The organism is Streptomyces botrytidirepellens (assembly GCF_003721215.1).
GTDB classification, from domain to species: Bacteria; Actinomycetota; Actinomycetes; order Streptomycetales; family Streptomycetaceae; genus Streptomyces; species Streptomyces himastatinicus.
On record NZ_RIBZ01000781.1, the window covers coordinates 1 to 11,971 of the forward strand.

The 11,971-nt window shown below is 68.1% G+C and carries 7 protein-coding genes and 3 pseudogenes; 1 reads left to right on the forward strand and 9 read right to left on the reverse strand.

Going from position 1 to position 11,971, the window contains the following annotated elements; all coding sequences use genetic code 11:
• The 6 genes and pseudogenes from EEJ42_RS53440 to EEJ42_RS39840 form a co-directional block, all read right to left on the reverse strand.
• Positions 1–650 (reverse strand): annotated as a pseudogene (locus EEJ42_RS53440) (integrase); the annotation flags it as partial.
• A 77-nt stretch (positions 651–727) separates the two neighbouring features.
• Positions 728–1,338: pseudogene (locus EEJ42_RS52050) on the reverse strand (integrase); the annotation flags it as partial.
• Between the two features lie 700 nt (positions 1,339–2,038).
• Positions 2,039–2,944: a class I SAM-dependent methyltransferase gene (locus tag EEJ42_RS39825; protein ID WP_123107032.1), complete on the reverse strand. Its 906-nt coding sequence runs from the start codon at positions 2,942–2,944 to the stop codon at positions 2,039–2,041.
• 80 nt (positions 2,945–3,024) lie between these two features.
• Positions 3,025–4,131: an NAD(P)-dependent alcohol dehydrogenase gene (locus EEJ42_RS39830; protein WP_123107033.1), complete on the reverse strand. Its 1,107-nt coding sequence runs from the start codon at positions 4,129–4,131 to the stop codon at positions 3,025–3,027.
• A gap of 2 nt (positions 4,132–4,133) precedes the next feature.
• A pseudogene (locus EEJ42_RS39835) lies at positions 4,134–4,321 on the reverse strand (aldehyde dehydrogenase family protein); the annotation flags it as partial.
• A 134-nt stretch (positions 4,322–4,455) separates the two neighbouring features.
• Positions 4,456–5,211: a (5-formylfuran-3-yl)methyl phosphate synthase gene (locus tag EEJ42_RS39840; protein WP_123107037.1), complete on the reverse strand. Its 756-nt coding sequence runs from the start codon at positions 5,209–5,211 to the stop codon at positions 4,456–4,458.
• 147 nt (positions 5,212–5,358) lie between these two features.
• Between EEJ42_RS39840 and EEJ42_RS50460 the strand changes: the two genes are divergently transcribed.
• Positions 5,359–6,174 (forward strand): NsdA family TPR-like regulatory protein, encoded by an 816-nt coding sequence (locus EEJ42_RS50460; protein ID WP_484422025.1) that lies wholly within the window; start codon positions 5,359–5,361, stop codon positions 6,172–6,174.
• A 93-nt stretch (positions 6,175–6,267) separates the two neighbouring features.
• On the opposite strand, the gene EEJ42_RS39850 is transcribed toward EEJ42_RS50460, so the two are convergent.
• The 3 genes from EEJ42_RS39850 to EEJ42_RS39860 form a co-directional block, all read right to left on the reverse strand.
• Positions 6,268–7,239: an acetylxylan esterase gene (locus tag EEJ42_RS39850; protein ID WP_246097660.1), complete on the reverse strand. Its 972-nt coding sequence runs from the start codon at positions 7,237–7,239 to the stop codon at positions 6,268–6,270.
• Between the two features lie 926 nt (positions 7,240–8,165).
• On the reverse strand, positions 8,166–8,423 hold the full coding sequence (locus tag EEJ42_RS39855; protein WP_148082189.1) for a hypothetical protein: 258 nt from the start codon (positions 8,421–8,423) through the stop codon (positions 8,166–8,168).
• Positions 8,420–11,971 (reverse strand): DUF6531 domain-containing protein (locus tag EEJ42_RS39860; RefSeq protein ID WP_148082190.1); only part of this gene is annotated, 3,552 nt, incomplete at its 5' end. The genes EEJ42_RS39855 and EEJ42_RS39860, both read right to left, overlap by 4 nt.

Genomic DNA, 11,971 nt, shown 5'->3' on the forward strand with positions numbered 1-11,971 from the left:
CGGTCTCGGATCAGGAACTTCGCCTTGCTGCCCGCATCCTCGAGGTCCATGAGGAGGTTGCGTCCGAGCTGCACGATCCACTCTGCGCTGGGGTGTGCGGTGGCGCCGAGGGTCCGGATGCGCCTGGTGGTGTGCTCAATGACAGCGAAGGCGTACAGGCGCGCCCCCGTCAGAGTGCGGACTTCGAAGAGATCGCAGGCGAGTAGAGCTTGGGCCTGGCTGCGGAGGAAGTCCGCCCAGGTGGTGCTCTGTCGCTCGGGCGCGGGTGGGATGCCATGATCGCGGAGGATCTCCCAGACGGTGGAGGCGGCGACCTTGATCCCCAGTGCGGCGAGTTCGCCGTGGATCCGGCGATATCCCCACGAGGCATTCTCCCTGACCAGGCGCAGGACGAGGGCGCGGACCGACCGGATGGTGCGTGGGCGTCCACGTCGTCTGGGTAGGCAGGTCGCGGCATGGCGTCGCCTGAGCAGTTCACGGTGCCAGCGCAACACCGTCTCGGGCCGGACCAGCAGCAGAAGGTGCCGCAGCCTGTCTTTGGGGAGGTGGTGGAGCAGGCTGGCGAGGGCAGCGCGATCAGTGTCGGTGAAGGTCGGCTTGCCCACCTGACGCTGCAGGATGCCGCCAGGACCCAGAGCGGGTGAAGGCACCTGGGGTGAACGTCGAGGAGAACCGAAGACTTGTGATCAGGTCCCCGACCTGCGCGGATGATTTACCGGCACCCGCAGTGCTCGATCACCGCCAACACGTACAGTCGGGCCCCGGACAAGGTGACCGTTTCCAGGAAGTCGCAGGCCAGCAGGGCATCAGCCTGGGAGCGGAGGAAGTCGGCCCACGTGCTGCAGGCTCGCCCGGGCGCCGGGTCGATCCCGGCCCCTTCAGTATCTCCCAGACCGTGGATGCGGCGACCTTCACTCCCAGGACGAGCAGTTCGCCGTGCACCCTCCTGTAGCCCCAACTGGGATTCTCCCTCGCCAAGCGCAGCACCAGGATCCTGACGGAGCACATGGTGCGCGGCCTGCCCGGGCGCCTGGGCCGGGAGGCGGCCGCGTGGCGGCGTGCCACCAGGCTGCGGTGCCAGCGGAGCACCGTGTCGGGTCGGACCACCAGGCGCAGTCTACGCAGCACGTCCCGTGGCAGCCGGTGCAGCAGAGCGGCCAGGATCGCCCGGTCGCCCGGAGTGAACCGCACCCTCTCCTTGCCGAGTTGCCGCTCCAGCACCATGAGCTGATGGCGCAGAGCAAGGATCTCTGCATCCTTGTGGTGATCGCTCATCGGTAGCAGGCGCAGCAAGGCGAACGCGTTGGTCACAGCCAGGTAGCCCAGTCGCAGCAGCACGGTCGACCATCATGCCGCGGCGATCGACAGCTGCGCGAGGGCACGGGGCGAGCGACCTCAGACGAGGTTCCTACATCTCCACACCGCCTCTCACCTGGGCGGATGGGTTTTCCGGCAGGCGCAATGGCGACGGACCACGGTTTTGGTGCGGTCATAGACGATCGACATCGCACCCGCCACCCACCACAACCCCGACCCGGTCGCGCGCCACGTCGACGTTTCGGTGGCGGACCGGCCCGCAGGGTGCTGTTCTCGACCACTGCATACGCCCCAGTATCCGCAACCCGGACCGCCCGCCCCAACGACGATCCGCGATCTCACCCAACCCCCGAGTTCCACGGAAGGTGCCCGGTGTCAGAAGGCACGAGCACTCGGAACCGATCACCACCATGTCCGCCCTGCCGCTGTGGGACGACTTCGAGATCCCACCCCAGGCCCGCCGCGGCCGCGTCACCGTCTTGGTGATGGTGCGCGACACCCCGGGCCGGGGCTCGTCGGACAGCCCGTCGAGGCGCTCCCGCACGAATCTGGCCCGGCAGCGGCGGGTCAGCCGCTCGGCTTGGACAACACCAGCGGTTCCAGCCTGCTGTCCCCCATGCCACCAGCACACCGGGCGGTCGTTCCCGATTTCGGCGAAGGCCCACCCGGTGTGCCTGGATACCGGGCCCTGTGTCGGACGTCGTCGTGGGCGTTGCGGACGTCATGGCCGGGGCTTGTGCGCGAACACCCAGCGGTTGCCCTCCAGCGCGTCGTTCGGCTCGGGGAGGGGGCCGCGTCCGTGCTGGTGGGTGAAGTCGAAGGGGGTGTGTACCGAGGTGGACCAGCCCTTGGCCGTCAGGTCGCCCGCGGAGTCGGGGCGTGGTCCCTTGTCGAAGAGGTGGAGCAGGTCGATGCCGATCTGTTCTCGCGTGGCCGTGTAGATCGCGCTGTCGCGGTACTCCAGCAGGTCCTTCTCCAGCTTCGCCTCGAAAGCCAGCGCGCTGCCCGCGGTGGTCAGCCGGTCCACCGTGTCGATGAGGTACGTCTCGGCGGGGCTCGGCAGGTAGAAGAGCAGTCCCTCGGCCAGCCAGACGCTCGGTGCGTCCGGGTCGAAGCCGGCGGTGATCAGCGCGGTGACCCAATCGGCGCGCAGGTCGACCGGTACGGGGACGCGCTTCACCTTCGGGGTGGCCGACAGGTCCGTGAGCACTTGGTGCTTGAACGCCAGCACGCCCGCCCTGTCGATCTCGTGGACCACGCAGCCGGACGGCCAGTTCAGCCGGAAGGCGCGGGTGTCCAACCCCGCGCCCAGCAGCACCACTTGGCGGGCGCCCGTACGGACCGACCGGAGGAGGAAGTCGTCGAGGACCCTGGTCCGCAGGCCGAAGTAGCGGGCGAACCGCCCCCACAGCGGGTTGCCGTCCCCGTCCGGGACCTGCTGGATGCGCACCGGCCATTCCGCGCACGCCGGGGCGGCGCGCACGAAGTGTTCCGCGTAGACGTCCTGGGCCAGGCTGTCGTGGCGGTGGGTCTCGATCGCTCGTGCCGCGGCGACCAGGAGGGCGGTCAGACCCACGCCCGCGTCCACGCCTTCCACGTCCGTGTGCTGCGGCGCCGTGCCGACCATGTTTCCTCCGTTGGCGGAATAGGGGACTGTGAGGTGCCTGCTTGTCGGATGCGGTGCGCCTGCGGTGCTGCATGCCTCGCTCATCGGCTTCTTCCCTCCGGAAGCAGGACGGGTTTGACCACCCGGCCCGCGTCGCAGTCGCGTTCGGCCTCGTTGATGTCGGCCAGCGGGTAGGTGCGGATCAGCTGGTCGAAGGGGAAGCGTCCGGCCTGCCACAGCCCGGTCAGCCGGGGTATCAGCAGTGCGGGTACGGCGTCCCCTTCGCAGATGTGGCGGATGGTGCGGCCTCGGTCCAGCGTGCCCGGTTCGAGCGGCAGTGCGGTGTGGAGCCGTGCCACCAGGCCGAGGCTGCCGGTGGGGCGCAGTGCCCGGAGGGCATCGTTGATGAGCGGGGACGAGGCCGTGGTGTCCAGCGCGTACTGCGCGCCACCGTCGGTCAGCCGCCGGATCTGGTCGGGCAGTCCGGCCGTTCCGGCGGGCAGCGGGATCGCGCCGAACCGTTCGGCCAGGGCCAGCCGCCCGGGATGCCGGTCGACGGCCACGGTCAGCGCCCCGGCGGCGGTGGCCGCCATCACCGCGGCCAGACCCACCGCCCCCGCGCCGAAGACCACGAGGGTGTCGCCGGGGCCGGCGCCGAAGGCGTTCAGCACGGCTCCGGCGCCGGTGAGGAAGCCGCAGCCGAGCGGCCCGAGCAGTTCGACGGGCAGTGCGGGGTCGACTCGGACGGCGTTGCGGGCCGGGACGAGCGCGTACTCGGCGAACGAGGACTGGCCGAACCACCGGGGGGCCAGCGCTTCCCCTGTCGCGTCGGTGAGCCGCGGCGCGTCCTCCTTGCGTCCTCCGAAGAGGTTGAGGGAGGCGAAGGAGTCGCAGTAGGCGGGGGCCGCCCCGCGGCAGTTGCGGCAGTGCCCGCAGGAGTCGAAGCTCAGTACGACGTGGTCGCCGACGCCGATCGCGGTGTCCGGGCCGCCGCCCGTCCGCACGACGACCCCGGCCCCCTCGTGGCCGAGCACCGCCGGCAGCGGGCTGCGGCCGGCCGATCGCCGGACCGCGAGATCGGTCCTGCACATCCCGCAGCCCGCGATCTCGACCAGGATCTCGCCGTCGGCGGGTTCCGTGCACAGGGTCACCTCCTCGACCGCGAACGGGTCCTCGTACGAGCGCAGTACCGCCGCCTGGAACCTCATGGTCATGCCTCCTGCGGGCGGTGGACGATGAAGGGCCGGAGGTTGCCGTAGAGCCCCACGGTCCACCCGCGACCCCGACACCGCTGTTCTTGCCACCCGCGAAGGGCTGGGCAAGGGACAGTTCGGCATGGTGGTTGATCCAGGCCGTGCCGCATTCGAGCCGGTCGGCCACCGCCTCGGCCCGGTCGACCACGGCGTCCAACTCGTCCGGCTGCTGGTCGGGGGCCTCGTCGAAAGCCTCCCCAGTGGCCGGGTCGACGACGGCGAAACACGCGGCCCGGCGTCCGGGGACGCGGTCGGGCTCAGATGTCGGCATGCCGCTGGTCAGTTCACGGCGCGGGCGCCGGCCGCGTGCTCGCGTGCTTGCCGGTCCATCTCCGCCCGGAAGGCGGCCACCAGATGCGGCTGAATCCTTCCGGCGTTGCGGTCGCCGCCCTCGCAGACCGCTCCGCGCACGCCCACGATGTCCGTGCCGATGCGGGTCAGCGGACCGAGATCGGTCTGTTTGACACTGCCCGCGAGGGCGGCGAGCAGACCGGACGCGTGGGCCAACCGGACGAACTCGGCACAGACGTCCGGCGGAACGTGGTCGAACAGCCGCGTCCCGTCCTTGATGGCGGTGTCGAGCATGGCCGCGTCGGCGCCGGAGCGGGCGGCGATGTCAGGCACGGCGAGCGGGTTGACGCAGCCGACGCGGTGGGCGTCCGCGTAGCCGGAGGCGACGACGAGCGCGTCGGGGCGGTGGTCCTTCACCGCCCGGACGACCGCGCGCATGACCTCGGTGCCCTGATCGGGGGTCGTGCATCCGTAAAGGCCGACCTTGATGTACGTGGCGCCGGAGACGACGGCGCCGAGCGCGGCCTGGGCCACCGTGCCGGGCTTGTAGGGGACGTCTCCCACGGTGGCCGACACCGGTTTGTCAGCCGGGACCGCATCGCGGATCTCTCTGATGACCCAGGGGAAGTTGGCGCCGAGCGAGCCCTCGTCGGGCTTCTTGACGTCGACGATGTCGAGGTGCTCCGCCGCCTTCGCACAGACGAGGGCCTCCTCGACGCTGTCCGGGGAGATGAGAAGCAACACCATGGGCTCCTTCCGCCGCATGTCCACCTGACCGAGGGACAGGGGTGCGGATCACCTGGTTCGTGTGCGGTGCGCTCATCATTTCCGCCGCCAGTGGCCACCGGCAGAGCGTGCGGGCTCCCCGTGGGGCGCTCGTGCCCACGTAAAGTGCGCCAGCGTGCACCGGCCTTACTGATCATTATCGGCATGCTCGACAACGGCCGCTATACAGAGAGCACGGAGAAACGCCTCTACTCGCTCGCATCTGAAGTGTGCTGTCTGCTCGGTTGGATGAGCTACGATGCCAGCTTTAACTCGGTTGCCCAGAAGTATTACGCGGCCGGGCTGCGAGCAGCCAAGTACGCCAACAACAATACCCTGGGCGCTCACATCCTGTGCTTCATGGCGATTCAGGCAGCAAATAATAAAGAAGAGGGTGCGGCTGTTGGGTTGATGGAATCAGCTGAAACTGCGCGCAAGCTAGTTCCGTCCATTATGCAAGCGTCCCTTTCGGCCCACCAGAACGCTGTATTTGTTAAGGCGGGCGATAAGAGGAGTGCTGCCCAGGCCCTTAAGCAGGCTTTCGCCGCATTGGAACGAAGCGCGAGCGAGGACGCCCCAACCTATCTACGCTGGTTCGGTGAAGCTCAGCTCCGCTCGACAGAGGGCCGTTTCCTGCTCGCAACAGGGAAGGCGGCGGAAGCTACTGCGGCGCTTGAGAATTCTGTCGTATCCGCCGCGCGTCGGGACCAGGCCGTGCGCTGTGGGGCGCTTGCTCTCGCCTACCAGCAGGCCGGAGACCTTGACGGTGCGCTCGATGCCACCCATCGAGCCCTTGATCTGATTGATACGGGCATCCATACACAGCGCGGGATGGAACGTCTCCACGAAGTCCATGCAGCCTTCGCTCCACAACGGCGCGAACCCAAAGTCAACGAAGCCCGTGCGCGCATCACCGCCCTCATTGCTGAGCAAGGGAACTGATCCACGAAGTTCCACCTGCTCCCAGTGATGATGAATAATGGGAGGCGCGCATCCTGCGGTATACCTCCAACCGCTCGTCTCGGGCCGAAGAAGTCAGGTGAGGAACTGAGTGCGAGCTGCGAGCAGCTTTTCGTACTCGTCAGCGGCTTCCGGGTAATCGTAAAAATGGCCAGCCGGGACCAGGTGCAGCTCCTTCGGCCCGGCCAATGCATTGAAGACTGCGAACTGGCCAGGTGGCGGGACATTCGGGTCGAAGAGAGCAGGCGCCACTTGGACGGGGATACGCAGATATCGGGCCGCGGTGGCGGCGTCGAAATAAGCCAGGACGTCAAGGATTTCGGGGTCGGTCAGGTAGTGATCGCGAACTGCCGCGCCGCTTCCCAGGCACGGCAGGGTAACCCGGAGTGGATGATTGCCGAAGCTGGGGAGGCTCAGGTGGGCACTGTGGAAGCGGGCATCCCAAGGGAGGGCAAGCGCGCCGATCCCGCCGCCGAAACTGGACCCGATGTAGTCAAGCCGCTCCGCTGTTTCGGGCACAAGTTCCAACAGGGCGGAGGCAGCACACCACAGGTCAGCCGCGCAGCCTCCATGTACGTACGTCTCGCGGGACTCGGTGCCGTGCAGGACGTGTCCCTCAGGGGAGGATGGGACACCTGGTAGCAGACTGGGCGCGCCGAGACCGCGTGCGACCGGGAAGATCGCTGCTGCATGGGCGGCCGGGAGGCTGAGATCGGGCTGAGCGCGGCCGTTGTAGCCGTGCCCGATTACGAGGCCGCGCTGGACCCTCCCGTCCGTCGGTGTTACCAGCCAACCATGTAGTCGCACGTCGCCCAGAGAGTTGAAGCTGACTGTGCGGATATCGAGGCCGCTTTGCGTTCGTTGAACGAGTTCACCGACCTGCGGTCGCACCGCCACCGCCATGGCCTGGCGGTAGAGTCCTGCCCAGAATGTGGCAAAATCGGCAGGTTCCTCAGTCGGCGGCCCAACGCGTAGCAGCGCTTCCAAGCCGTACCCGTACGTTGGGTCGAACAGGAAAGGATGCGGCCACTTCGGTGAGTTGATCACAGAAGCCAACTCTGCCACAGGGGAGACTGCGGCCCGATCGGTCTGTGGATCACCTCTGCGAGGGCGACATGGGGAGTCACTCGACTACTCAAGTCGGGGTAAGGATGGACTTGGGCCTCCGAATGCGTAACGCTTGGCGCGGTCCGCCATCGGCAGATGGGCTCGGCCTGGATGGAACCCAAGAGTGCTCTCGACCTCGGCGCGGGCACCTGGTCCGTTCCCATTTCCTTGTCCGGGCACTTGCGCCAGGTCATCGCAGGCGATCCCGATCTCGGCATGCGGGACGTGGGTCGCACCGCCGAACGCGCATCACGAACATCGACTGGCGTCTCGGTGACTCCCACCACCTCGACGAACTGCACCTCGTTCCGCTCCACCTGGTCACCTTCGGTCAAGCCTTTCATTGGACCGAATACGACGCGCTCCTGTCCGTCCTGGACAAGCTCGCTACATCTGATGGAGCTGTTGTCTCGTGGTCGGCGGGCTAGCTCCCGGCGCCATCAAGTCACCCGCTTGGCTGGGACCCGTTACCTTGGCCCCAACCGCCGCGCCGGCTCCGGCACCTACTCACACCCCAAGATGAGGGGCCGCTTGCGTCGGTGGGGCGCCCCAATCACCGTCGTGTGAAACGCCGCAGTTGTCGCAGGCCCACTCAAGTTCCCAGCGGAGCCTGCCCTCCTTCACCAGCTGTACCGCCCACCCTTCGCAGGGCCGACCGCAATCGCCACAGGGCTCAATGAGCCCGGCTGCCTCCTCAATCATTGCCAGCCTGCGTTTTCATGCATCTGTCCACCGTTTTGTAGAATTGCACGGACACGCCGGAGCCGTCGCGACGGTGGTGTGTGCCACTGCGTCCGGTGATAGGCAGGTCTGGCGGGCTGCCTCGACCAGCCGGTGCATTATGTGTGAAGTTCTGGGTGTGTGTTTTATTCGCTTCCGCCAGTGCCATCCACCAATGCTCTCCGGGCTTCCTCCAGAGACTCCGCCATCTCTTCTTCGTCCATATACGGGAGCCCTTCCCCCGGGCGGTACAGGGAGACGGGTTCGCTGAGGATCTCATAGACGTCCGAGTCAAGGAAGTAGTCGATGATGACCGCTTCGATCTGACTCACGATCTGCATCGATCTGTCCTGGCCGGATAGAAACACGTCGATCAGCTTGAGTAGAGATTCCCGTGGGTTCACGGCAAAGTTACCTGCTTTGGGATCATCACTGTGACGACATATTGAGGGTTGCTCGCGCTGACGGCTACGAATGGCTTTCCTGGGAGCGAGGGTGCTCTCACCTGAATGGTATCCCTGTACGGATCGAACTTGATCTTTGTCCCCTTGTTCAGAATGTGGTCCACCACGTCCAGTGTCGTAGGTGGACGGCCAGGCCCGCTTCCGGCGACGCGCTCGGCAGCGTGTGCTGAGAGTGTTCGGCCACCAGGAGTGATCAGTCTTGGGACGTGGAGGTTGATTTCCTGCCGGTGGGAGAAGACGCGGTCATAGCGAACCAACTCGCCCCGAGGAGCCGAAGGCAAGGGCTCCGGAACCATGTAGGAAGGCTTTTTGGGCGCGAGGCCGTCTGGATCTGCCCAGATGTGGGGGTTGTGGACGTAGGTGGTCGGGTTGGGCGAGGGTGCCAAGCCGAGGGGGTCGGGGGTCAGGTAGCGGGCGGTTTCGGGGTCGTAGTGGCGGTGGAGGTTGTAGTGGTGGCCGGTTTCCAGGTCGTGGTACTGGCCCGGGAAGCGGAGCGGGATGTAGGCGGTGGCGTCGGTGTTCCAGGTGGTGGTGCCCCAGAGGGTGGTGCGGGACTGCCAGGCGGTGTGGCCGGTGTCGTCGACGAGGTGGGTGGGGGTGCCGACCAGGTCGGTGATGATCGCGTAGAAGCGGGCGTCGATCTCGTCCTGGGGCGTGTCGACGGTCGGGGCGTAGCGAGTGGTCTGGGCGAGGGGGATCAGCCCGGTCTCGTCGTGGTCCCACGTGAGGTTCTGCCGACCGGTCCAGTCGGTCGAGGTCGTGCTCTGTTCGGTGAGGGTGGCGCCGTGCCAGGTGAAGTGGGTTTCCTCGGCGACGCTGCCGTCGGAGGCCAGCCGCTGTTTGGCAGTGCGCCGGCCGAGGGGGTCGTAACCGTAGCGCCAGGTGGCGCCGTCGGGGGTGACCACCTGGATGAGGCGGTCCTCGGCGTCCCAGGTGTAGCGCCAGGTGTCGGGTTTCCTCGACAGGCGGGTCTTCTGGCGCAGCGTAGTGCGGCCCGCGGCGTCGTATTCGTAGCGAGTGGTGCCCGCGGTCCGTATTCGAGTCCCGGTGTAGGCGCGTTCGCCCGTCGCGTCCGCGCCGGGGTGCTGCTGGGGCCAGGTGGCGTGGGTCTGGTTGCCCGCCGAGTCGTAGGCGTAGGACTCCTGCCAGGTGGCGGCCTGCACCTGGGTGACGCGACCTGCCGGGTCCAGGGTGAAGCGCCTGTGCCCGGTCGTGGTGTCCTCGAGACCGGTGAGGTAGCTGTCGTGGCGCCAGGTGTAGGTGCGTCGCAGCAGGCTCTGCGGGCCTGCGGTGCAGGACTGGCCGATGAGGCGGCCCGACGGGTCCCATGCTTGAGTCAGGGACAGTCCCCCGGCCCAACTCCGTTGGGTTTCACGGCCTGACGCGTCATGGGTGACGGTCAGCTCCCTGCCTCCGGTGGCCAGCGTCGTGCGGTTGCCCCCAGCGTCATAGGCGTAGGTGGTCTCCGCCCCCGCTGGGGTACGGCGGGAGGCCAGCTGCCCTGCCGCGTCGTAGGCCAAGTGCAGGGTGCGGCCGTCCACGGTCTCGGACAGCATGCGGCCGAGGGGGTCGTAGGCCCGGTTCAGCTCGGTGTCCGGGCCGACGGCTTCGAGCAATTCTCCGGCCGGGTCCCAGCGGAATGTCGAGACCTGCCCGGCGGCATCCTGGGCCACCAGGCGGCCCAGCGCGTCGTAGGTGTAGTCGGTGCGTCGGCCCATCGCGTCGGTGCGCGAGAGGAGTTGGCCGACCGCGTCGTGCTCGTAGGACACCCTACGGTCGTCGAAGTCCGTCTCGGCTATCAGATGGCCTGCCGCATCGTAGGTGTAATTCCACGTCAGGCCCTGCGGGTTGGTGACCTTGGTCAGCCGCAGGGCCGCGTCGTGCTCGAACTCGTGGCGGACGCCGTCCGGGCCGGTGCGGGCGGCCAGGAGGTCGAAGTGGGTGTACTCGTACGCGGTCGTGCCGCCGACGGGGTCGGTGTGGGTGAGGCAGTTGCCCTCGCCGTCGTACGTCCAGGACTCCGCCGACCCGTCCGGGCCGGTGCGGCGCAGGAGTCTGCCTTCGGGGCTCCACTCGTAGCGGGTGATCGCGCCCAGTGGGTCGGTCTCGGCCACGGTGCGGCCGAGCGTGTCCCGCTGGTAGCGGGTGGTGGCCCCCAGGGGGTCGGTGATCTCGACCGGGAGTCCGGCCCCGTCGCAGCGCACCCGGGTCGTCGCGCCCAGCGGGTCGGTGACGGCGAGCAGGCCGCCGTGGGCGTCGTAGAGGTAGTGGGTGGTGGCGTCCAGTGGGTCGGTGAGCGAGGTGCGGTTGCCTGCCGCGTCGAAGGTCTGGCGCCACACCGCGCCGCCCGGGTCAGTGATCTGCACCGGGTTGCCCTGGGTGTCGAGTACCGCGCTGATCTCGCTGCCGTCCGGCCGGATCACGGCGGTCAGGTGCCCGTGTTCGTCGTAGCGGAAGCCCGTGGTGCGGCCCAGCGGGTCGGTCTCGGCGACTGTACGGCCGGCCTGGTCGTACGCGGTGCGGCTGATCGCGCCTGCCGCGTCGATCTCACCGACGACCTGGTGCGCCTCGTCGACCAGATAGCGGGTGACCGCACCGTCCGGGGAGGTCAGGGTGGTGATCTTCAGGCCGGGGAAGTCCGGGTCGGTCTCGTCGTAGCCGATGCGGAAGGTGAAGTGGCCGCCTTCGCCGCGCTGGGCGGTGACCCGGTCGAATTCGTCGTAGACGTAGGAGTACCAGCGGTTGTTCGTGTCGGCCCAGGAGGTGATCCGCCCGGCCCGGTCGTAGACGAAACGCAGCGGCAGCCCCGAGGAGCCCGTGGTCTCGGTGAGGTGGCCGTCGGTGTAGCCGTAGCCCATCACCCGCACGTCCCCGGCGTACAGGCCAGTGATCCGCCCGTTCTCCGACGTCAGCAGCAGCCGGTAACCTCCGCTGTGCAGGATCTCGACCGGCGCCCCGGAAGCGCCGTCGTAGGCGAAGGTGATGCGGTTGCCGTTGCGGTCGGCGATCTCCCGCAGGAGTGCCGCCGCGCCGTCGTGGTACGGGGTGAAGGTGCGGATGAGCCCGGCCTCGGGGTCGGTGACGGTATACGTGCCGCCGTCCGTCGTCCGTGCCAGCGGCCACCGCGGCCCCTCCGCGGGCAGAACCGCGGTGCCGCCCGGCACCGGATGCGGGTAGGCCAGCAGCAGACCGTCCTCGGTGAAGAAGACCACGCCCTGCTCGTCGAACTCCAGCCGCTGGTCGGCCGTCGAGGCCCAGGTCGGGCCGAACCACCGCCCGGCGCGGTATCCGGAGTCCACCCGGCGGGAGAACACCAGCGGCAGCGCCCCCGCCAGCTCCACATCCGTCTGGGGCAGGAACATCCGCCCGGTCGCTAGGTCCACCGGGTCCGTACGGCCGTGCCGGACCCGGTCCCATGTACGGGAGAACACGCCCCGGCCACCGCCCCGGAGGGCGCCGCGCGCCCACTGCATCGTCTCGCGCGCCGC

Bases quoted from the DNA above. Each gene is read 5' to 3' on its own strand.
- EEJ42_RS39825 (WP_123107032.1), bottom strand. From the start codon at position 2,944: ATGGTCGGCACGGCGCCGCAGCACACGGACGTGGAAGGCGTGGACGCG.
- EEJ42_RS39830 (WP_123107033.1), bottom strand. From the start codon at position 4,131: ATGAGGTTCCAGGCGGCGGTACTGCGCTCGTACGAGGACCCGTTCGCG.